Source organism: Ferribacterium limneticum, assembly GCF_020510585.1.
In the GTDB taxonomy this organism is placed as follows: Bacteria; Pseudomonadota; Gammaproteobacteria; order Burkholderiales; family Rhodocyclaceae; genus Azonexus.
The window spans coordinates 1,393,864-1,415,779 of sequence record NZ_CP075190.1; the positions used below are offsets into that span (position 1 = coordinate 1,393,864).

The following is a 21,916-nucleotide window of genomic DNA, read 5'->3' on the forward strand; positions in this document are numbered from 1 at the left end:
CATGCGCCATTACGAAATCTGCTTTATCGTCCATCCGGACCAAAGCGAACAAGTGCCCGGCATGGTCGAGCGCTATCGCGCCATTGTTGCCGCCAAGAACGGCACCATTCATCGTCTGGAAGACTGGGGCCGCCGTCAACTGGCTTACCCGATCCAGAAGATCCACAAGGCTCACTACGTTCTGATGAACATCGAGTGCGACGGCGAAACGCTGAACGAACTCGAACATTCGTTCAAGTTCAATGACGCCGTGCTGCGCCACCTGACCGTCAAGATGAAAGCGGCTGTGACGACTCCTTCCCCGATGATGAAGGAAGAGAAGTCGAAGTCGATGATGCCTGGCGACGCAGCTCCGGCTGCTCCGGTTGAAGCGGCTGCTGCCTAAGACTCTGTACGGGAATTACGGCTGAACTGCATCACAATCTCGGGAAAACTGGTCGAGCGCAAAGCATTGCGTTACACACCGGCTGGTGTCCCGGTTAGCGAAGGATGGCTGCAACACAGCTCCTCGCAAACTGAAAGTGGTGCGGAGCGCTTGGTGGAAGTGGAAATTGCTGTTGTGGCCTTGGGCAAAACTGCCCGCTGGCTGGAGGCAGCGCCCCTCGGAGGGGCGGTCAAACTGACTGGATTTCTGGCTGCCAAGAGCCGCAACAGCAAGGCTCCCGTGCTGCATGTGAATACACTCGAATTTTTGGAAGGAAATGAAAATGGCTCGGTTCTTCAAGAAGAAGGATGACGACAAGAAAAAGAAGCGCGGTGGCGGCCTGTTCAAGCGTCGCAAGTTCTGCCGCTTCACGGCTGAAAAGGTCGAGCAGATCGACTACAAGGATGTGGATGTCCTCAAGGAATTCATCCAGGAAAACGCCAAGATCATGCCGGCTCGTCTGACCGGCACCAAGGCCGGCTATCAGCGCCAGCTGGGCACCGCTATCAAGCGCGCCCGCTTCATGGCCCTGCTGCCGTACACCGACAACCATCAATAATTTTCGAGGAGACGAAACATGCAAATCATTCTGCTCGAAAAGGTTGTTAACCTCGGTAATCTCGGCGATGTGGTCAAGGTCAAGGACGGCTATGCCCGTAATTTCCTGATTCCGCAGCGTATGGCCAAGCGTGCTACGCCGGCTGCTATGGCCGAATTTGAAGTTCGCCGCGCCGAACTGGAAAAGCTGGCTGCTGAAAAGCTGGCTGCTGCCCAGGCTGTTGCCGACAAGATGAACGGTACTGCCGTGTCCGTCGCCCGCAAGGCTGGCATGGATGGCCGTCTGTTCGGTTCCGTTGGTAATGTTGATATCGCCGAAGCCCTCAAGGCAGCTGGCTTTGATATCGACAAGTCGGCCATCCGCATGCCGGACGGTCCGCTCAAGGCAATCGGCGAGTTCCCGCTCGACGTTGCGCTGCACACTGACGTGCTGGCCAATATCACCGTGGCCGTGGTCGCCGAGTAATTCCGGTCATCACCCACCAAAAAGGCCTCGCAATCGCGAGGCCTTTTTAATTTAAACTTGCCGCCATGAATCAACGTCCGCCAAAGCAAAGAATCTCCGATTCCACCCTGGATCACCTGCGTGTTCCCCCTCATTCCATCGAGGCCGAGCAATCGGTGCTTGGTGGCTTGTTGCTGGATAACCAGGCCTGGGATCGAATTGGCGATCAGGTTGCCGAAACGGATTTCTACCGGGATGAGCACCGGCGGATTTTCCGGCAGATTCGCAAGTTGCTGGATAACGCCAAGCCAGCCGATGTGGTTACGGTTGCCGAGGCGCTTGATGCGGCCGGGGAGGGTGATCAGACCGGTGGGCTGGCCTACCTTGGCGAGTTGGCGGCCAATACGCCTTCGGCCGCCAACATCAAACGCTATGCCGAGATCGTTCGCGAGCGTTCGGTATTGCGCAAGCTTGTCGCCACTGCCGACGAAATTGCTGCCGATGCGCTGAATCCGCTTGGGCGGGATGCCGAGACGCTGCTTGATGAAGCGGAATCGAAGATTTTCAGGATTGCGGAAGCGGGTGCCGGGCACAGCGAAGGTTTCGTCCACATCAACCCCTTGCTAACTCAGGTGGTTGAGCGGATTCAGGAATTGCATGACCGTGACAACCCTTCGGATATTACGGGCGTGCCGACCGGTTTTATCGACCTCGACCAGAAAACATCAGGCTTCCAACCGGGCGACCTGATTATTGTTGCGGGTCGTCCGTCGATGGGGAAGACGGCGTTTGCGCTGAATATTGCCGAGAATGTGGCAGTCGAAAGTGGTTTACCGGTTGGCGTCTTTTCGATGGAAATGGGCGGTGCACAGTTGGCGATGCGGATGCTGGCCTCGATTGGGCGCCTCAATTCCCAAAGCCTGCGTACAGGCAGGATGAACGACGAGGAATGGTCAAAACTGTCCTTCGCGCTTGGCAAATTGCATGAAGCGCCGATTTATATCGACGAAACGGGGGGGCTGAGTCCGGCTAATCTGCGTGCCCGTGCCCGGCGGCTGGCGCGTCAATATGGCGGGAAATTGGGGCTGATTGTCATCGACTACATCCAGCTCATGAGCGGTAACCGGCAGGGGGAGAATCGGGCGACCGAGGTTTCGGAAATCTCCCGCTCGATCAAATCCCTGGCCAAAGAGTTGCAGGTGCCCATCGTTGCACTATCGCAGTTGTCGCGGAAGGTCGAGGAGCGGACTGACAAGCGACCGATGATGTCCGACTTGCGTGAATCGGGTGCTATCGAACAGGATGCCGACGTGATCCTGATGATGTACCGCGACGAGTATTACAACAAGGAAAGTCAGGACAACAAGGGCTTGGCCGAAGTCATTATCGGCAAGCAGCGTAACGGCCCGACCGGTACGGTGCGCCTGAACTTCGTCGGGGAATTCACTCGCTTCCAGAATCTGGCTAGCGGCGGCTTCATTGATTCGCAGAACTGACGTCGTCTAGAGAACAACCTGTCGGGTGCGGATGCTGTATTGGAGTCCAGAGTCGGAGCGGCTACCCGAGAACTCCAATTGCGGCAGAAGGAGGAAGGGGATCGCAGCGTTCTTTCCTGGCAGGACGACGTCGGTCCCCAGATTGAAGGCAATCCAGTTCATTTCCCAGACGCCGAACAGGATTTTTTTCAGCGAAATCAGCTTGCTGTCGCGGTCGGAAAGAACTTCCATGGAAATTGCCCGGCGAACGTCGCTTGGGTCAACGGGAATCCAACCATAGCCCGGCACGTAAAACTCGGCGCGGACATGATGACCACGCGTCGCGTCATCGCCACTGAGTCCGAGGCTTTTGAAAAGTCGTGACGAGCCGGTACGCATGCCATAGACACAACGTGCCGGGATGCCGATGGCCCGGCAGATCGAGACGAAGAGGCCGTTGATGTCGGCCGAGCGTCCGCCATACTGCCCCTGGATCAGTTGTCGGCGTACGTCACCGCTACCACAGCCGGGCAGGCCGATATCATAAAATGTATTGTCGACGACCCAGTCGTAGATGGCTTTGGCCTGGGCGACCGGATCCTTGATGCGTCCCAGTATGCGCTCGCCAAGCTGGAAAGCCAGGCCATCGTTGGGGATCAGCTGGGAGGCCTGGAGGTTGCGGCGCAGGATGTCTTCGCGCTCCGGGGCGACCGTCCGTTTGGTGACGTCGAAATGGCGGTCGGCGGTGGTCACCAGGGTGGTCAGTTGCAGCCGGGCATCGCCGCTATCCGGCCATTCGCAGTAGAAGACCTCAAGGTCGCCATCGGGTAAACGGCGCATGCTGGCGTTGGCCTGATTGCCGGCCCAAGTATGTCCGAGGGTGCGCTGATACAAGGTATCCTGGTTGAGCGGCAGGGGCAGCCAGAGCTTGGTAGCACCACTCTTGTTTTTCAGGTTGACTGTCGTCGTGATTTCAAAGGTCCGCCATTCGCTTGGCGGCTCCGGGGCTTTGACCGGCGGCAGGCGGGAGGCGGACGTGCCTTGCGGTGGTCGCTCGATCACCGAATCTTCGGCGGTATGGGCTACCGGTTGTTGAGGCTTGTAGCTGACTTTGCCTTTTCGCTGGCCTGGCCTGGCGGCTGGTTTTTTCCCCGGCTTGCCCGTGCTTGCCTTGGTCGAACCTGCTTTGGCCTGCTTCTTTGCTGCCCATGCGTCGGTGACGAATAGCGAGAGTGCTGCGGCTGATGCTAGAAAATCGCGACGTTTCAAGAAACTCCTCCGGCGGAAACAATCCGTGGTTGAAACGAAAAGGCCGTGTCACTGACACGGCCCCTTAAATGAAGGAATAATTATAGCACTTCGGCCGCGTGGTCAGCCAAGCGGGAACGCTCCCCTCGTTGTAACGTTATATGACCGGAGTGCGGCCAGCCTTTGAAGCGGTCGACGACGTAGGTCAGGCCGGAACTGCCTTCGGTCAGGTAGGGCGTGTCGATCTGCGCGATGTTGCCCAGGCAGACGACCTTGGTACCGGGGCCGGCGCGGGTGACCAGCGTTTTCATCTGCTTCGGTGTCAGATTCTGCGCTTCGTCGATGATCAGGAATTTCTTGAGGAAGGTCCGACCGCGCATGAAGTTCATCGATTTGATCTTGATCCGCGAGCGTACGATGTCGTTGGTCGCTGCCTTGCCCCAGTCGCCGCCGTAGGGGCTGTTGCTGTCGTCGGTGTGGGTCAGGACGTCCAGATTGTCTTCGAGGGCGCCCATCCACGGCGCCATCTTTTCTTCTTCGGTGCCGGGCAGGAAGCCGATGTCTTCGCCAACGGGTACGGTGGCGCGCGTCATGATGATTTCGGCGAACAGCTTGGTTTCGAGCACCTGAGTCAGGCCGGCGGCCAGGGTCAGCAGGGTCTTGCCGGTACCGGCCTGGCCGAGTAGGGTGACGAAATCGATGTCCGGATTCATCAGCAGGTTCATCGCGAAGTTTTGTTCGCGATTGCGCGCCATGATGCCCCACACGGCATTTTTCGGGTGGCTGTAGTCGATCAGCGTTTCAAGGACGGCAGTCTTGCCCGCGGTTTCCTTGACGATGGCCGTGAAGCCGTCCTTCTCAAGCCAGATGCACTCATTGATCAGCATCTGCGGGCAAAGGGGGCCGGTGACCTTGTAGTAGGTGCGGCTGTCCTTCTTCCACGATTCCATGCCCTTGCCGTGCTTGTCCCAGAAGTTGTCGGGCAGGGCGCGGGTGCCGGAGTAGAGGATGTCGGTATCCTCGAGCACCTTGTCGTTGAAGTAGTCCTCGGCCAACAGGTTGAGGGCGCGCGATTTGATGCGCATGTTGATGTCTTTCGACACCAGGATGACCGGGCGTTTCGGGAATTTCTTCTGGAGGTGGATGACCACCGAGAGGATCTGGTTGTCGACCTTGGAGGTCGGCAGGCCTTGCGGCAGATCGGCGCTGATCGCTTCGGTCTGCAGGAAGAGCCGACCGCTGGCCAGCTTTTTCGACGGGCCGTAGAGATCGATGCCTTCGTCGATGTCGTCCTCGCCATTGGCGGCCAGCAACTCGTCCAGCATGCGTGATGTCTGGCGGGCGTTGCGGGCAATTTCGGACATGCCCTTCTTGTGGTTGTCGAGCTCTTCCAGCGTCATGATGGGCAGGAAGACGTCGTGTTCTTCGAATCTGAAAAGACTGCTTGGGTCGTGCATGAGCACGTTGGTGTCAAGGACAAAAATTTTGGTAACGGCGGGCTTCTTGATGGCTGCGGGCTTGCGCGGCATGGAGTGGGCCTTTGGTTGGGTGGGAGAAGGAAAAAGGGTTAAAGGGTTTTGACGAAATCGAGAACTTCCTGAACGTGGCCGGGGACTTTGACGCCACGCCATTCGCGGCGCAGAACGCCACTGCGGTCAATGACGAAGGTGCTGCGTTCGATGCCCCGCACCTGTTTCCCATACATGTTTTTCATTTTCATGACAGCGAACAAGGTGCAGATGGCTTCATCGGCATCCGAACCCAGCTCGAAGGGGAAACTTTGTTTGGCCTTGAAGTTTTCATGCGACTTCACGCTGTCCCGTGAAATGCCGAGAACGACCGCGTTGGCGGCGACGAACTGATCGTGCAGGTCGCGGAAGTTCTGGCCCTGAGTGGTGCAGCCCGGGGTGCTGTCCTTCGGGTAGAAATAGATCACGACGACCTTGCCGGCTTGGGCGGCGAGGTTGAACGTGGTGCCGCTGGTGGCGGGCAGGGAGAAGTCGGGAGTTGGGGTGTCGAGCATGGCAATGCCTCTGTGTTGTGGTGTTTGAGGCATTGTGGGCAATTCACCGCTGGCAGGTCAAGCGGCGCGGCAGGCATTTGTTAAACTTCTGCCCATGCGAAAAATCTGCGCGAGTCTCGTTGTCGTCATCGCCCTGTCCGGTTGCGGGCAGGCCTGGAACGATCCGTACCCGGCCGCCGATGGCGGACGCAACATTCTCTACACGGCCTTCACCGACCGGCCAAAGCATCTTGACCCGGCGCGCTCCTATGCCGAAGACGAGGTCACCTTCACGGGGCAGATTTATGAGCCGCCGCTGCAATACCACTACCTGAAGCGGCCTTACGAGCTGATTCCGTCTACTGTCGAGCAGGTGCCGGTGCCGCGTTTCTACGACGCCGCCGGGCGCGAATTACCCCACGATGCGCCGGTCGAGCGCATCGCCGAGAGTGTTTACGAGCTGAAACTCAAGCCGGGCATCCGTTTTCAGCCGCATCCGGCCTTCGCCCTCAATTCCCACGGTCAACCGGAAATTTTGGCCAAAAATGAAATCGCCAAACGGCAGACCATGGCTGATTTCCCCGCGGTCGGTACGCGCGAATTGAGCGCCGACGACTACATCTACCAGATCAAGCGCCTGGCCCACCCGCACCTGCATTCGCCGATTTTCGGCATGATGGCCGACAAGATCGTTGGCTTGAAGGAACTCGGCGACAGCCTGCAGAAAGCCGCCAAGGACAAGCCGGCGAGTGAATGGCTCGATCTCGATGCCTACCCGCTGAGCGGCGTCGAGAAGGTCGATGCGCTGACCTGGCGCATTCGCATCAAGGGCAAGTATCCGCAGTTCCTCTACTGGCTGGCCATGCCATTCTTCGCGCCGGTGCCACGCGAGGTCGACCGCTTCTTCAGCCAACCCGGCATGGCCGAAAAGAACCTGACGCTGGACTGGTGGCCGGTTGGCACCGGCCCGTTCATGCTCAGCGAAAACGATCCAAACCGCCGCATGGTTCTTTCGCGCAACCCGAATTTCCACGGCCAGACTTACCCCTGCGAAGGTGAACCGGGCGACCGTGCCGCCGGCTTGCTCGACGATTGCGGCAAGCCGCTGCCCTTCCTCGATCAGGCCATCTTCACGCGCGAGAAAGAGGCGATCCCGTATTGGAACAAGTTCCTGCAGGGTTACTACGATGCGTCCGGGATTTCCTCCGACAGCTTCGATCAAGCTGTACGCGTCAATGTTGGCGGTGATGTCGCGCTCAGTGACGAGATGCGCGACAAAGGCATCCGCCTGCTGACTTCGGTCAAGTCGTCGACCTTCTACATGGGTTTTAACATGCTCGACCCGGTCATCGGCGGCCTTTCGCCACGGGCGACCAAGTTGCGCCAGGCCATTTCGATAGCCATCGACCAGGAAGAGTTCATTTCCATCTTCCAGAACGGCCGTGGCATAGCCGCGCAAAGCCCTCTGCCGCCGGGCATCTTCGGTTTCGAAGCGGGCGAGCAGGGGATTGACAGCACCGTTTACGACTGGGTCGATGGCAAGCCAAAACGCAAGCCGGTCGAGGTCGCCAAAAAACTGGTCGCCGAAGCCGGTTACCCGAACGGCCGCGATGAAAAAACCGGTGACCCGCTCGTCGTCAATCTCGACACCACCGGCGGCGGCATGGGCGAGAAATCCCGTCTCGACTGGCTGACTCGGCAATTTGCCAAGATCGACGTGCAACTGGTCGTCCGTTCAACCGACTTCAACCGCTTCCAGGACAAGATCCGCAAAGGCAACGTCCAGCTTTATTACTTCGGCTGGAACGCCGATTACCCGGACCCGGAAAACTTCTTTTTCCTGCTCGATGGCAACGAAAGCAAGGTTGCCAAGGGCGGCGAGAACGCCTCGAACTACGCCAATCCGGAATTCGACCGCCTGTTCCTGCGCATGAAGAACATGGACAACACGCCCGAGCGCCTCGCCATCGTCCGCCAGATGAACACTATCCTGCACCACGACGCGCCCTGGGTTTTCGGCCTGCATCCGAAAAGCTACACGCTGAGTCATCGCTGGCTCAGAAACCGCAAGCCGAGCGACGTTGGCAACAACACCTTGAAATACCAGCGCATCGACACCGCTGAACGCGCTGCTGCCCGCCGCGAATGGAATAGCCCGGTGCTCTGGCCGCTCGGACTAGGCCTGCTGGTGCTGGTGCTGGCCATCATCCCGGCCATTATTGGCTATCGTCGCCGCGAGCGTTGGGCCGCACTCAAGTGAAACTAGTCGAGCGCCAGCAAGGGCTGGATGCCGAACTGCTCAACTTTCACGGCCTGTGGCATCCGCAGCCCTTTCGTGAGCCTCGCCCGCAGTGGTGTGAACGCTGGCCGTCGTTGTTCAATGAACTCATGGGGTTGCCCGAAGCCGACATAGCGCGCCTAAACGATGACAGCGAGGCTGCCTTGGCACTGCTCGCCCGCCACATTCCGGCCGTCTCCACGCTTTCCCACTTGGCCGATTTGCCAGTGCTGCAAGGAACATCCTTGCCCGAGCGCAGTGCCCACTGGGCCTGGGAAATCCCTGGGCGCAAGCGCGAGCAGATCGAAGCCTTTGCCGCAGCGGCTGGTCAGGGTCGGCAACCGGTACTCGACTGGTGCGGCGGCAAGGGCCACCTTGGCCGCCTACTGGCACTAACCTGGCAGACGCCAGTGCATACCCTCGAAATCAATGCCGGTTTGTGTGAGGCTGGGGAAGGTCTGGCCCAACGCGCCGGGGTACGGCAGCAATTTGTCATTTCTGATGCGTTGACCGCAACCGACTGGCCGCAGGCCGGCCAGCATGCCGTCGCCCTGCACGCCTGCGGCGAACTGCATCGTCGCTTGATCCGTGATGGTGTCGATAAAGGCGTCGGTAGTTTCGATGTTGCGCCATGCTGTTACTACCGTGGCGTTGCCGAAAGCTATCAGGCGCTGTCGGCCAATCTGCATTTGGCGCTGACGCGCGACGATACCCGTCTGGCCGTGACCGAAACCGTCACCTCGTCGCCGAGGGAAACGCGGCAGCGGGACCGGGCTATTGCCTGGAAGCTCGGTTTCGATGCCTATCGTCGGACGGTGAGTGGCGATGCCTACCGTAGTTTCAAACCGGTGCCCGAAGCCTGGATACGAGCCGAATTTGCCGATTTTCTGGCCAGGATGGCGGAACGGGAGCGCCTGCCTCTGCCATCGACTTCAGTTGCCGCAGAATTCGAAGCCCGCGGCTGGCAGCGGCGTAACGAAGTCATGCGGCTATCCATCGTCCGCCATGCCTTCCGCCGGGCCATCGAAGTCTGGCTCGCCCTCGATCTGGCCTGTTTTCTAAATGAACGCGGCTATGAGGTCGGCCTGGGCAGCTTCTGCGACCGGCGTCTGACGCCGCGCAACCTGCTTATTTCGGCCCGACTAGCCTAGCCAGATATTCGGCCAGTTCGAGTGGGTGGTCGATGATCAGGTCGGCGCCCCAGGCATGCAGCGGCCCGCTGTCGCCAAGATAGCCGTAGGAAACGGCGACCGTCTTGCAGCCGGCGGCGTTGCCGGCGACGATGTCGCGCCGGTCGTCACCGACGTAAAGCGTCCGTTCCGGTCGGCAGCGGAGCAGTTGGCAGGCATGCAGGATAGGCAGGGGCGAAGGCTTCGCCTCGGCCGTCGTGTCGCCGCTGACGACGCAGTTGGTGCGCGGTGTCAGTTGCAGCAACTCGACGAGCGGGTCGGTGAAGCGCATCCGCTTGTTGGTGACGATGCCCCAGCCCAGATTCAGGGCTTCCAGCGCATCGAGCAGTTCGGGAATGCCGTCGAACAGGCGAGTGGCATCGCACAGTCGCCCGGCGTAAATCTCAAGAAAACGCTGTGACAGACGCTCGTAGCTCGGATGCGAGTTATCGATACCGAAGCCCGCGTTGAGCAATCCCCGAACGCCTTGCGAGGTATATGGCCTGAGCGCGGTCAGGGATTGCTGCGGTCGACCTTCCTCCAGCAGCAAAATATTGACTGCTTCGCCGAGGTCGGGCGCCGTGTCGGCCAGCGTCCCGTCCAGGTCGAAGAGAACGGCATCAAACATGCCGTGTCGCGCGCATCAGGTAATTGACGCTGGTGTCCGTTCCCAATGAATAGATTTTGCTTAGTGGGTTGTAGCTCATGCCGACGACTTCGTCAGGTTCAAGTCCGGACAGCTTGGCCCAGCGCGCCAGTTCCGACGGTTTGACGAACTTGGCGTAGTCATGCGTGCCCCTGGGCAGCATGTTCATGATGTATTCAGCGCCGATTACCGCGAACAGGTAGGACTTCGGGTTGCGGTTCAGCGTGGACAGGAAAACCTGGCCGCCCGGTTTGACCAGACGCGCGCAAGCGGCAATGACGCTGGATGGATTGGGCACGTGCTCAAGCATTTCAAGGCAGGTCACCGCATCGAAAGCACCCGGCATTTCATCCGCCAGTTGCTCGACGGAAATTTTGCGGTAATCGACCTTTTGGCCGCTCTCGAGCAAATGCAACTTGGCGACGCCAAGCGGCTTTTCCGAGAGGTCGATGCCGGTCACATTGGCGCCACGCACCGCCATGCCTTCCGAGAGCAGGCCGCCACCGCAGCCGACATCGAGAATGCGCTTGCCGGCAAGGCCGATGGCCTGGTCTATCCAGTCGAGGCGGAGTGGGTTGATATCGTGCAGCGGTTTGAATTCGCTGTTCGGGTCCCACCAGTGGTGGGCAAGGTCACCAAACTTTTCCAGTTCGGCGGGATCGGCGTTGAGCATGGTCATTGTGTTGAGAAATTTCATCAGAAAAGAAAAAGCCCCGCGTTGCGGGGCTTTCCTTGAAGCGTCGGCGAATTACTTGGTGCCGATGACTTCGATATCAACGCGACGATCCGGCTGCAGGCAGTCGATCAGGGCCTTGGTCTTGGCGTTACCCTTGCACTTGTCGCCGGTAACCGGCTGCTTCTCGCCCTTGCCTTCGGTGTAAACACGGTTGGCTTCGATGCCCTTGGCGACCAGGTATTCCTTGACGGCGGCAGCGCGCTTCTCGGACAGCTTCTGGTTGTAGGCGTCACCACCGATGCGGTCGGTGTGGCCAACGGCCAGGATCACTTCAAGCTTGATGGCCTTGGCCTTGGAAACCAGCTCGTCGAGCTTGGCCTTGCCGGCCGGACGCAGGACAGCCTTGTTGAAGTCGAACAGGGCGTCAGCAGCGACGGTGATCTTCTCGCCGGACGGCTTGACGCCGGTCGCAGCGGCCGGAGCCGGAGCGGCAGCAACCTTCGGTTCGCAGGCTTCCTTCGGCAGGAGGTCCTTGTCGCACTCGCAACCGGCCTTGTCGGCGGCAGCAGCGGCCGGGGTCCAGTAGCCATCACGCCAGCACAGGCCGAAACCGGACTTGGCGACGACGTCACGGCCGTCGATCAGGTAAACGCGTTCTTGGGCAACAGCGGTAAAACCGATACCGGCCAGCAGGGCCAGAACCAGAGATTTCTTGGCGATATTTTTGATCATTGTTTTCCCTCGTTGAAGAAAATTTGAAAATCTTTAACCCGCGTTATGGCGAAGCTCAAGGCTGCCGGCGGACTTCCAAACCATTTTGCCATAGTGCAACGGCCGATTCCAAGTGCTTTTGGTCGTTGTTGAGTAAAGTTTTGTGGTCTACGCAACACTTTCCGGCCACCCATACATGACTAACGCATTCTCGCCCGGCAACATTGACCAGATGTGACAGCGGATCGAAACATGGGCGCATTTCAAGTGCGCCGAGGTCGACGGCACAAAGGTCGGCAGACTTTCCGGGAGAAATCGAGCCGATTTCCTTGCCCAGGCCCAACGCATTGGCCGCGTTGAGGGTTGCCATGCGCAGGATTTCGTGAGCGGGCAGGGCGCTGGCATCTCCCGTCAGGCCTTTTGCGAGAAGGGAGGCCAGACGCATTTCGCCGAACAGGTCGAGGCGGTTGTTGCTGGCTGCGCCGTCGGTACCCAGTCCGACATTGATGCCTAGTTGTCGCATCCGCGCCACAGGCGCAAAGCCGCTGGCCAGCTTGAGATTGGATGTCGGGCAGTGGGCGATGCTGCAGCCGGTGGACGCCAGTAGCTGCAATTCGTCTTCGTCAAGGTGTACGGCGTGCACGCCGATGAAATTGGGGCCAAGCTGACCAAGCTGGCGCAGGCGCTCGAGCGGTCGGTGCTGGTGTTGCTTCAGACTCTCCTCGATTTCCTGTCGCGTTTCGTGAATATGGCAATGAACCGGCAGGTTCATCTGCTCGGAAAGCGTCAGAATTCTGTCGAAAGTGCTGTCGGCGACGGTGTAGGGGGCGTGCGGGGCAAGGCAGAAGCCGATCAGCGGGTCGTTCAGCCAGGTTTCGCGAACAGCCAGTCCTTTGTTCAGATAATCGTCGGCGTCGCTGGCATAGGGCGTCGGGAATTCCAGCGCAATGATGCCGAGCATGGCGCGCATGCCGGCTTCGGAGGCGGCGGCTGCGGCGGCCTCGGGGAAGAAATACATGTCGTTGAAGCAGGTGATGCCACCCTTGAGCATTTCGGCGCAGGCGAGGCGGGTTCCGTCGTAGACGAACTGGGCCGACATATGGGCCGCTTCGGCCGGCCAGATGTGATTTTGCAACCAATCCATGAGCGGCAGGTCATCGGCCAGGCCGCGCATCAGGGTCATGGCGGCATGGGTGTGCAGATTGATCAGGCCGGGGATCAGGATGTGATCCGGTAAGTTGACATGCTTGCCCGGCGCAAAGCGGGCGTGGGCTTCGCCACTGGGCAAAATGGCCAGAATGCGACCGTTGTCGACGGCGACGGCATGGTTGGTTAGGACGAGATCGGATTCGACCGTGGCAATCCAGCGGGCGTCGATCAGCAGGTCGATGACTTGGGGTGTTGTTGTCATGTAAAACGGGGTCTGTACGGTTAAGTTGGCGTGTTAAAATAGCAAATTACGCTTGAATCAACTAATAAGGCATCGCGCAAGCGGTGCGACTGTGAGACATGGACCAATTCGCCAAAGAAACATTGCCGATCAGCCTCGAAGACGAGATGCGGCGTTCTTATCTCGATTACGCGATGAGCGTGATCGTTGGCCGGGCGTTGCCGGATGCGCGCGACGGCCTGAAGCCGGTGCATCGCCGGGTGTTGTTCGCGATGCACGAGCTGAACAATGACTGGAACAAGGCGTACAAGAAATCGGCGCGTATCGTCGGCGACGTGATCGGTAAATACCACCCGCACGGCGACACGGCAGTCTATGACACGATCGTCCGCATGGCGCAGAATTTCTCGCTGCGTTACATGCTGGTCGATGGCCAGGGCAACTTCGGTTCGGTCGACGGCGACAACGCGGCGGCGATGCGTTATACCGAAGTCCGGATGGCCAAGATCGGTCATCAGTTGCTCGAAGACCTCGACAAGGAAACCGTCGATTTCGGGCCGAACTACGACGGTTCGGAAAACGAGCCACTGGTCATGCCGGCGCGCATCCCCAATCTGCTGATCAACGGCTCGTCCGGTATCGCGGTGGGCATGGCGACCAATATTCCGCCGCACAACCTCAACGAAGTCATCGCCGGTTGTCTGGCCATGCTGGAAAATCCGGCGATCACCATCGAGGAATTGATTGCCTACATCCCGGCGCCTGACTTCCCGACGGCTGGCCTGATCTACGGCATGACGGGCGTGCGCGAGGGTTACCAGACCGGCCGCGGCCGCGTCATCATGCGCGCTCGCACCCATTTCGAGGACATGGAAAAGGGCAATGGTCGTCAGGCGCTGATCGTCGACGAGATTCCCTACCAGGTTAACAAGAAGTCGCTGATCGAGAAGATCGCCGAGCTGGTTAACGAGAAGAAAATCGACGGCATCTCCGATATTCGCGACGAGTCGGACAAGTCCGGCATGCGGGTCGTCATCGAACTGAAGCGCGGCGAAGTCGGCGAGGTCATCCTCAATAACCTGTACAAGCAGACGCAACTGCAGGACACCTTCGGCATGAACATGGTCGCGCTGGTCGACGGCCAGCCGCGCCTGCTCAACCTCAAGCAGATGCTCGAATGCTTCCTGTCGCACCGTCGCGAAGTCATCACGCGGCGCACCGTTTTCGAGCTGCGCAAGGCGCGCGAACGCGGTCACATCCTCGAAGGTCTGGCCGTTGCGCTGTCCAACGTCGACGACATCATCACCCTGATCAAGGCGGCGCCGACGCCGGCTGACGCCAAACGCGGCCTCATGGAGCGCACCTGGCGTAGCGCCGTGGTCGAGGAAATGCTGGTGCGTGCTGCTTCCGACGCTTCGCGCCCGGATGGTCTGGCCCCGGAGTTCGGTTTGTCGGAGCAGGGTTATCGTCTCTCCGATGCCCAAGCCCAGGCCATTCTCGAGTTGCGTCTGCAACGCCTGACCGGTCTCGAGCAGGACAAGATCGTCAGCGAGTACAAGGATGTCATGGCCAAGATCCTCGATCTGCTCGACATCCTGGCCAAGCCGGAACGCATTACCGAAATCATCGTCACCGAACTGGTGGCGATTCGCGAGCAGTTCGGCGACGAGCGTCGCTCGGAAATCATCCTGCAGACGCACGAACTTAGCCTCGAAGATTTGATCACGCCGCAGGACATGGTGGTCACGCTGTCGCATGGCGGCTACATCAAGGCCCAACCGCTGGCCGACTACCGGGCCCAGCGCCGGGGCGGGCGTGGCAAGCAGGCGGCGGCGATCAAGGAAGAGGATTTCGTCGATCATCTGTTTGTCGCCAACACCCACGATTTCATCCTGTGTTTCTCGAACCGCGGTCGTTGCTACTGGCTCAAAGTTTATGAAGCACCGCAGGGCAGCCGGGTCAGCCGCGGCAAGCCGATCGTCAATCTCTTCCCGCTCGAAGAGGGCGAACGGATCAACGCCGTGCTGCCGGTCAAGGAATTCTCCGACGACCAGTTTGTGTTCATGGCGACCGTCATGGGTACGGTCAAGAAGACCCCGCTCTCCGATTACTCGAACCCGCGCAAGGCCGGCATCATCGCTGTTACGCTGGATGAAGGCGATTACCTGATCGGCGTCGAGCTGACCAGCGGGACGAGCGATATCGTGCTGGTTTCCAATGCCGGCAAGGCGGTGTGGTTCGACGAAGAAGATGTCCGTCCGATGGGCCGTGGCGCCCGTGGCGTGCGCGGCATGCGTCTGATGGAAAATCAGTCGGTGATTTCGTTGCTGGTTGCCGATAACGATCAGCAGACCGTGCTCGTCGCTACCGAAAACGGTTACGGCAAGCGCACCGTGCTGGCCGATTTCCGCCATTCCGGTCGCGGTACGCAGGGCGTGCGCGCCATTGCCGACAGCGAACGCAACGGCATCGTCGTTGGCGCCAAGCTGGTCAATGACGAAGACGAAATCATGCTGATCACCACCGGTGGCGTGCTGATCCGGACCCGGGTTGCGGAAATCCGCGGTATGGGCCGGGCAACGCAGGGCGTCACGCTGATCTCGCTGGATGACGGCGAGAAGCTGGCCGGTCTGGAGAAGGTCGCTGAATCGGTGGCCGAGGTCGATGCTGAAGTCGAAATTGATGCTGATTCGGTGAATCCCACGGTCAACCCGGAAAATGAGCAAAATCCGGAATCATCCGAACCCAACGAAGGTGGAGAAGCATAAATGAGCCGCATCTGGAATTTCAGCGCCGGTCCGGCTGCTCTTCCCGAGGAAGTCCTGCGCCAGGCGCAGGAAGAACTGCTCGACTGGCATGGCGCCGGTTGCAGCGTCATGGAAATGAGCCATCGCGGCAAGGAATTCGGCAGCATTCTCGGCCAGGCCGAAGCCGACCTGCGCGAGTTGATGGGCATTCCCGAGCAGTACAAAGTGCTTTTCCTGCAGGGCGGGGCGACGCAGCAGTTCGCGCAGATTCCGATGAACCTGCTGGCTGGTCGTTCGGCCGACTACATCGTGACCGGTTCGTGGTCGAAGAAAGCTTTCAAGGAAGCGCAACGCATCGGCAATGTCCGTTGTGCCGCGACGACCGAGAGCAGCGGTTTCACCCGCCTGCCGGTGGCCGAGGAAATCAAGCTCGACCCGTTCGCTGCATACCTCCACGTGTGCACCAACGAAACGATCCACGGCGTCGAAATCCCGGCCGAGCGCATAGCTGATACCGGCGTGCCGCTGGTGGCCGACATGTCGTCGCATATCCTGTCGCGGCCGGTCAATGTCGAGAAATTCGGCCTGATCTACGCCGGGGCGCAGAAGAATATCGGCCCATCCGGCGTGACGCTGGTCGTCGTTCATCGCGATCTGCTCGGCATGGCTCCGTTGAACATCCCGACGGTGATGGATTACGCCGTCATGGCCGAAAACGGCTCGATGCTCAACACGCCGCCGACCTTCGGCATCTACATCGCCGGCCTGGTTTTCCAGTGGCTCAAGCGGCAAGGCGGTTTGTCGGGCATTGCCACGGTCAACGCGGAAAAAGCGCGAATTTTGTATTCCGCCATCGACGACTCCGACGGCTTCTACACCAACCCGGTCGATCCGGATTGCCGCTCGGCCATGAACGTGCCGTTCATAATCAGCAATGCCGATCTCGATGCGGCTTTCCTGGCCGAGGCCAAGGCGGCTGGCGTGCTCGGCTTGAAGGGCCACAAGTCGGTTGGCGGTATGCGCGCCTCGATCTACAACGCCGTGTCGCTGGAGGCCGTGCAGGCGCTGGTGGCATTCATGAACGATTTCGCCAAACGTAACGGTTGAGTTTATGAGCGACCCGCAGCAAACCGACTTGCAGAAAGCCCTGGCCGGCGTGCGCGCCGAAATCGACGGCATTGACAGCGAATTGCTGCGCCTGCTCAACCAGCGCGCCCGTTGCGCCCAGAAAGTTGGCGAGATCAAGGCCGAGCACGGCGAAGCCGGGCATATCTACCGCCCGGAGCGCGAAGCCCAAGTCTTGCGCCGCCTGCAGGATGCCAATCCGGGTCCATTGCCAAACGAAAACATTACCTTCTTCTTCCGCGAGGTTATGTCGGCCTGTCTGTCGCTCGAAGAGCCGCTCGGCATTTCCTTCCTCGGGCCCCTCGGTTCCTTTACCGGCAGCGCGGCGACCAAGCATTTCGGCCATGCTGCGCGCTTGTTGCCGCAGGCGTCGATTGACGACGTTTTCCGTGAAGTCGAATCGGGTCACGCCCATTACGCCGTAGTGCCGGTCGAAAACTCGACCGAAGGCGCCGTTGGCCGGACGATGGATCTGCTGCTCGGCACGCCGCTAAAGATTTGCGGTGAAGTGGTGCTGCGCATTCACCAGAATCTGCTGACCAAGGAAACCGATCTGGGCAAGATTACCAAGGTTTATTCGCACGCCCAGTCGCTGGCCCAGTGCCATGAATGGCTCAATCGCAACTTGCCGGGCATTCCGCGCATTTCGGTGTCGAGCAATTCGCTGGCCGCCCAGATGGCGGCCGATGAGCCCGGTACGGCAGCGATTGCCGGTGTCGCTGCGGCCGAGCGCTACAACCTGCCCAAGCTGGTCGAAAACATCGAAGATGAGCCGAACAACACGACGCGCTTCCTGATCCTCGGCAAGCACGACGCGGCCATTTCCGGTCGCGACAAGACTTCGCTGATCATGTCGGCGCCGAACCGTACCGGCGCCCTGCACGAACTGCTGCTGCCCCTGTCGACGGCCGGCGTTTCGATGTGTCGCCTGGAATCGCGTCCTGCCAAGAATGCCTTGTGGGAATATGTTTTCTACGTCGATATCGAAGGCCATCACGACGAGCCGGCGATCAAGGCCGCGCTGGAAAAACTGGCTGGCTACGCCGCCTATCTGAAAATTCTCGGGTCTTACCCGGTTGCCGTTTATTAAGGAAGTTTCGATGAGTCTTGCAGATCAGGCGCTGCCTTACGTCCGCGCCATTTCGCCCTATCAGCCGGGCAAGCCGATCACCGAACTGGCTCGCGAAATGGGTATTCCGGTCGAAAGCATCGTCAAGCTGGCATCCAACGAAAATCCGCTGGGCATGAGCCCGAAGGCGAAAATAGCGGTCGAGGCAGCGATCAGCGGCGTCGAGCGTTATCCCGATCAGTTTGACCTGATCAAGGCCGTCGCTCAGCGTTGTGGCGTGGAGCAAGGGCAAGTTGTTCTCGGTAACGGCTCAAATGATGTGCTCGATCTGGCCGCCCGCGTTTTTCTGGCGCCGGGCCGCTCGGCGGTTTTTGCCCAGCATGCCTTCGCCGTTTATCCCCTCGCCACCATTTCGACGGGTGCCGAGTTGATTTCTACGCCGGCCAAGAACTATGGTCACGATCTAGATGCCATGCGCGCCGCCATCCGGCCGGATACGCGCATTATCTGGATCGCCAACCCGAACAATCCGACCGGCAATTTTGTGCCCTATCCGGAAGTGCGCGCTTTCCTGGAAGCAGTTCCGAAGGACGTGGTCGTCGTCCTCGACGAGGCCTACAACGAATACCTGCCGCCGGAAGATCGCGTCGATGTCGCGGGCTGGATCAAGGATTTCCCCAATCTGGTCGTCTGCCGCACCTTGTCGAAGATCTACGGCCTGGCCGGGCTGCGCATCGGTTATGCGCTGGCTTCGGCCGAGGTGGCGGATCTCATGAACCGCGTTCGCCAGCCATTCAACGTCAATAATCTGGCGCTGGCCGGGGCCCTGGCGGCGCTCGATGACGACGAGTTTCTGCAGGCCAGCTACGAACTGAACCGGCGCGGCATGGCGCAGATCGTCGCCGGCCTTGAGAAGTTGGGTCTCGAATACATCAAGCCGCACGGCAACTTCGTCACCTTCAAGGTGGGCGACGGTGCCGGGGTCAATCAGAAGCTTCTCAAGCAGGGCGTCATCATCCGGCCGATCGGCGGCTACGGCCTGCCGGAATGGCTGCGCGTCACCATCGGTACCGAACCTGAAAACGCCCGCTTCCTCGAAGCGTTGGAGCAGGTGCTTTAAGCCAATGGCCGAATTCGGCAAAGTCGTCGTCTTTGGCACCGGCCTGATCGGCGGCTCCTTCTCATTGGCACTCAAGGAAGCGGAGGCGGTCGAGGAGGTCGTTGGTTTCGGTCGTACGCCGGCTACCTTGCGCAAAGCACAGGAACTGGGCGTCATCGACCGGGCCGGGATCAACCCGACCCATGAAATCGAAGACGCCGACATTGTGCTGGTGGCAACGCCGGTGGCGCAGATGGCGGATATTTTCGAACGTATCGGACCGTATCTCGGCCCGAATACCATCGTCACCGACGGCGGTTCGACCAAGGGCGACGTGGTTGCTGCCGCTCGGGCTGCGCTGGGCGACCGGATCGGCCAGTTCGTGCCGGCCCACCCCATTGCCGGCGCCGAAAATAGCGGTCCGGCAGCGGCGCGCTGGGATCTCTATCAGGGCAAGAAGGTCGTCGTAACGCCCTTGCCGGAAAACAGCGACGAGGCGCTCGACCACATCAAGCGCGCCTGGTCGCTTTGCGGTGCCGACATCTATGAACTGACGCCGGAAATGCACGACCGCGTCTTCGCGGCGGTCAGTCATCTGCCGCATCTGCTGTCCTACGCGCTGGTGCATCAACTGGCTGTGCGCGACGATGCCGATCTGTTCTTTACTTTTGCTGCCTCGGGCTTCCGCGACTTCACGCGGATCGCCGCCAGCCACCCGGAAATGTGGCGGGATATCTGCCTCGCCAACCGCGAAGCACTGCTCGGCGAACTGGATTGCTATCGTGCGCAGCTCGACGAACTGCGCACGGCGCTGGCACGCAATGATGGCGAACGCCTCGAAGAGGTCTTTGGCATCGCGCGTCGCGCCCGCCGCGACTGGGCCGGCGAGGGCTGATGTCCCGGCTGCTTCAGGCGCTGCTCATCGGGTTGGCGCTGACGCTGCCGATCCTCGCTGTAGCCGAAGCGCCGGCCATTCTGCTGGCCAATGTCTATCGCGATCAGGTCGATGTCTCCCGCTATTTGGCCAGCGAAAAACTCGATGGCGTGCGGGCGATCTGGGACGGGCAGGCGCTGCGTTTCCGTAGTGGAAAACCCATCAATGCACCGGGCTGGTTTCTCGCCGGCTTGCCGAACCAGCCGCTCGACGGCGAACTGTGGATCGCCCGCGGCCAGTTCGAGCGCCTTTCCGGCATTGTTCGACGCGACATTCCCGACGATGCGGCCTGGCGTGAGGTGCGCTACATGATTTTCGAATTACCGGGCGCGCCGGGCACATTCAGCGAGCGGGCCGAGCAAATACGGCGGATAGTGTGCCAGGCCAACGTCCCATGGCTATTTGAAATTAAGCAGTTTTTTCCGGTTGACCGTGGCAATCTCAAAAAACGCCTCGACGAGGTCGTTCGGGGCGGTGGCGAAGGGCTGATGCTGCATCTGGCAGATGCGCCTTACGAGACCGGGCGCAGCGATGTGCTGCTCAAGGTAAAACCTTGGCAGGATGCCGAAGCGGTGGTCATCGGTCATCAGCCGGGCAAGGGGCGTTTCGCCGGCATGCTGGGGGCCTTGAAAGTGCGTACGCCGGAAGGGATGGAGTTTCTGTTGGGCACGGGTTTCTCTGCGGCGCAAAGACGCGAGCCGCCTGCGCTGGGCGCGATGGTGACCTACCGCTACCGTGATCTGACGGGTGGCGGCCTGCCCCGGTTTGCCAGTTTTCTGCGCATTCGGGACGAATAACTCGGTACAAGCCCGGCGCCAATTCTTTACCTTGGTTGTGATGCGTCCATGACCTCGAACGGGTAAAATTCCACCTTTATTTTCAACGGCGAACAGCGATGATTTTCGTGACTGGCGGGGCTGGCTATATCGGCTCGCATACCTGCGTTGAACTTCTCCAATCCGGTCAGGAAGTGGTCGTTTTCGATAACTTTTCCAATAGCCATCGGGAATCGCTGAAACGCGTCGAAGCCATCACCGGTAAGAAAATCCACTGCGTCGAGGGCGATATTCGTGACCAGGCAGCCGTGGCTGCTGCATTGCGGCAATTCGATTGCCAAGCGGTCATCCATTTCGCCGGGTTGAAAGCGGTCGGCGAATCGGTCGAAAAGCCGCTTGAATATTACGACAACAATGTCATCGGCACGCATCGCCTGCTCAGTGCGATGGGCGAGTGCGGCGTCAAGACGCTGGTTTTCAGTTCCTCCGCCACCGTCTACGGCGAGCCGCAGCGCCTGCCACTGACCGAAGATCACCCGCTCTCGGCAACCAATCCGTACGGCCGCACCAAGCTGGTCATCGAAGACATGCTGCGCGATCTTTACCGCTCCGACCCATCATGGCGAATCGGCATCCTGCGCTACTTCAATCCGGTCGGTGCGCACGAAAGCGGCCTGATCGGCGAAGACCCGCAAGGCACCCCGAACAACCTGATGCCCTTCGTCGCCCAGGTCGCCGTCGGCCGCCGCGAGCAGCTGAAAGTCTGGGGCAACGACTACCCGACACCGGATGGTACGGGGGTGCGCGACTACATCCACGTCGTCGACTTGGCCCTTGGCCATCTCAAGGCGTTGGAATGCCTGAGCGACGCCCAATGCTTCGAAGTGAATCTGGGTACCGGCACCGGTTACAGCGTACTCGACATAGTCAAAGCATTCGAAAAAGCCAGCGGCCGCCCGATACCCTACGAGCTCGCACCGCGCCGGTCAGGCGACGTGGCCTCCTGCTACGGCGATCCGGCTTTTGCTGCAGCACTACTCGGCTGGCGCGCTGAAAGAAACATGGATGCCATGTGCGTCGATGCCTGGCGCTGGCAAAGCAGGAATCCGAATGGTTTCAGGCATGACTGATCAGAGCGTCTCGC

Annotated in this window: 21 protein-coding genes; 14 read left to right on the forward strand and 7 right to left on the reverse strand. The window is 59.9% G+C overall.

Translation table 11 applies throughout. The features are described from left to right. Position 1: 1 nt before the first annotated feature. The 5 genes from rpsF to dnaB all read left to right on the forward strand — a co-directional run bounded on the left by rpsF (position 2) and on the right by dnaB (position 2,923). Positions 2-385 (forward strand): 30S ribosomal protein S6, encoded by a 384-nt coding sequence (gene rpsF / locus KI613_RS06705; protein ID WP_226404443.1) that lies wholly within the window; start codon positions 2-4, stop codon positions 383-385. Between the two features lie 66 nt (positions 386-451). After that, positions 452-736 (forward strand): primosomal replication protein N, encoded by a 285-nt coding sequence (gene priB / locus KI613_RS06710; protein WP_404826991.1) that lies wholly within the window; start codon positions 452-454, stop codon positions 734-736. Continuing rightward, on the forward strand, positions 708-983 hold the full coding sequence (rpsR, locus tag KI613_RS06715; protein WP_011286983.1) for a 30S ribosomal protein S18: 276 nt from the start codon (positions 708-710) through the stop codon (positions 981-983). The genes priB and rpsR overlap by 29 nt, the downstream gene beginning before the upstream one ends. Before the next feature lie 18 nt (positions 984-1,001). After that, on the forward strand, positions 1,002-1,448 hold the full coding sequence (rplI, locus tag KI613_RS06720) for a 50S ribosomal protein L9 (protein WP_226404444.1): 447 nt from the start codon (positions 1,002-1,004) through the stop codon (positions 1,446-1,448). A 65-nt stretch (positions 1,449-1,513) separates the two neighbouring features. Then, positions 1,514-2,923 (forward strand): replicative DNA helicase, encoded by a 1,410-nt coding sequence (dnaB, locus tag KI613_RS06725; RefSeq protein WP_226404445.1) that lies wholly within the window; start codon positions 1,514-1,516, stop codon positions 2,921-2,923. Between the two features lie 6 nt (positions 2,924-2,929). Here the strand turns inward: dnaB and KI613_RS06730 are convergent, their stop codons facing one another. From KI613_RS06730 to KI613_RS06740, 3 genes are all read right to left on the reverse strand, one after another. Continuing rightward, the gene (locus KI613_RS06730) at positions 2,930-4,171 is read right to left on the reverse strand and encodes a transglutaminase-like domain-containing protein (RefSeq protein WP_226404446.1); all 1,242 of its coding nucleotides are present in this window, start codon (positions 4,169-4,171) and stop codon (positions 2,930-2,932) included. Positions 4,172-4,251: 80 nt separating this feature from the next. Next, positions 4,252-5,679, reverse strand: a complete 1,428-nt coding sequence (locus KI613_RS06735) for a PhoH family protein (protein ID WP_226404447.1) — start codon at positions 5,677-5,679, stop codon at positions 4,252-4,254. A gap of 38 nt (positions 5,680-5,717) precedes the next feature. After that, the gene (locus KI613_RS06740) at positions 5,718-6,173 is read right to left on the reverse strand and encodes a peroxiredoxin (RefSeq protein ID WP_226404448.1); all 456 of its coding nucleotides are present in this window, start codon (positions 6,171-6,173) and stop codon (positions 5,718-5,720) included. Positions 6,174-6,267: 94 nt separating this feature from the next. Here KI613_RS06740 and KI613_RS06745 point away from each other — a divergent pair, with 94 nt between their 5' ends. Together KI613_RS06745 and KI613_RS06750 are read left to right on the forward strand one after the other, a co-directional pair. After that, positions 6,268-8,412 (forward strand): ABC transporter substrate-binding protein, encoded by a 2,145-nt coding sequence (locus KI613_RS06745; protein ID WP_226404449.1) that lies wholly within the window; start codon positions 6,268-6,270, stop codon positions 8,410-8,412. Next, a complete protein-coding gene (locus tag KI613_RS06750) occupies positions 8,409-9,581 on the forward strand; it encodes a methyltransferase (RefSeq protein WP_226404450.1) in 1,173 nt (390 codons plus the stop codon). The genes KI613_RS06745 and KI613_RS06750 overlap by 4 nt, the downstream gene beginning before the upstream one ends. Here the strand turns inward: KI613_RS06750 and KI613_RS06755 are convergent. The 4 genes from KI613_RS06755 to KI613_RS06770 all read right to left on the reverse strand — a co-directional run bounded on the left by KI613_RS06755 (position 9,559) and on the right by KI613_RS06770 (position 13,043). Then, positions 9,559-10,227 (reverse strand): HAD family hydrolase, encoded by a 669-nt coding sequence (locus KI613_RS06755; RefSeq protein WP_226404451.1) that lies wholly within the window; start codon positions 10,225-10,227, stop codon positions 9,559-9,561. The two genes, KI613_RS06750 and KI613_RS06755, sit on opposite strands and share 23 nt — an antisense overlap. Then, on the reverse strand, positions 10,220-10,924 hold the full coding sequence (gene ubiG / locus KI613_RS06760; protein WP_226405715.1) for a bifunctional 2-polyprenyl-6-hydroxyphenol methylase/3-demethylubiquinol 3-O-methyltransferase UbiG: 705 nt from the start codon (positions 10,922-10,924) through the stop codon (positions 10,220-10,222). The genes KI613_RS06755 and ubiG overlap by 8 nt, the downstream gene beginning before the upstream one ends. A 69-nt stretch (positions 10,925-10,993) precedes the next feature. Then, a complete protein-coding gene (locus KI613_RS06765; protein ID WP_226404453.1) occupies positions 10,994-11,653 on the reverse strand; it encodes an OmpA family protein in 660 nt (219 codons plus the stop codon). A 55-nt stretch (positions 11,654-11,708) separates the two neighbouring features. Then, a complete protein-coding gene (locus KI613_RS06770) occupies positions 11,709-13,043 on the reverse strand; it encodes a TRZ/ATZ family hydrolase (protein WP_226404455.1) in 1,335 nt (444 codons plus the stop codon). A gap of 98 nt (positions 13,044-13,141) precedes the next feature. On the opposite strand from KI613_RS06770, the gene gyrA reads away from it, so the two are divergent. The 7 genes from gyrA to galE all read left to right on the forward strand — a co-directional run bounded on the left by gyrA (position 13,142) and on the right by galE (position 21,902). Beyond that, on the forward strand, positions 13,142-15,790 hold the full coding sequence (gene gyrA / locus KI613_RS06775; RefSeq protein WP_226404457.1) for a DNA gyrase subunit A: 2,649 nt from the start codon (positions 13,142-13,144) through the stop codon (positions 15,788-15,790). After that, on the forward strand, positions 15,791-16,876 hold the full coding sequence (serC, locus tag KI613_RS06780; protein ID WP_226404459.1) for a 3-phosphoserine/phosphohydroxythreonine transaminase: 1,086 nt from the start codon (positions 15,791-15,793) through the stop codon (positions 16,874-16,876). It begins immediately after the preceding gene. 28 nt (positions 16,877-16,904) lie between these two features. Further along, positions 16,905-17,984, forward strand: coding sequence for a prephenate dehydratase (gene pheA / locus KI613_RS06785; RefSeq protein WP_455424135.1), 1,080 nt, complete (start codon positions 16,905-16,907; stop codon positions 17,982-17,984). Positions 17,985-17,994: 10 nt separating this feature from the next. After that, positions 17,995-19,083: a histidinol-phosphate transaminase gene (gene hisC / locus KI613_RS06790; protein ID WP_226404463.1), complete on the forward strand. Its 1,089-nt coding sequence runs from the start codon at positions 17,995-17,997 to the stop codon at positions 19,081-19,083. Between the two features lie 4 nt (positions 19,084-19,087). After that, positions 19,088-19,957 (forward strand): prephenate dehydrogenase, encoded by an 870-nt coding sequence (locus tag KI613_RS06795; RefSeq protein ID WP_226404464.1) that lies wholly within the window; start codon positions 19,088-19,090, stop codon positions 19,955-19,957. Beyond that, complete coding sequence (locus tag KI613_RS06800; RefSeq protein WP_226404465.1) at positions 19,957-20,793, forward strand: DNA ligase; 837 nt, start codon at positions 19,957-19,959, stop codon at positions 20,791-20,793. The genes KI613_RS06795 and KI613_RS06800 overlap by 1 nt, the downstream gene beginning before the upstream one ends. 98 nt (positions 20,794-20,891) lie before the next feature. After that, the gene (gene galE / locus KI613_RS06805; RefSeq protein ID WP_226404466.1) at positions 20,892-21,902 is read left to right on the forward strand and encodes a UDP-glucose 4-epimerase GalE; all 1,011 of its coding nucleotides are present in this window, start codon (positions 20,892-20,894) and stop codon (positions 21,900-21,902) included. Positions 21,903-21,916 lie beyond the last annotated feature (14 nt).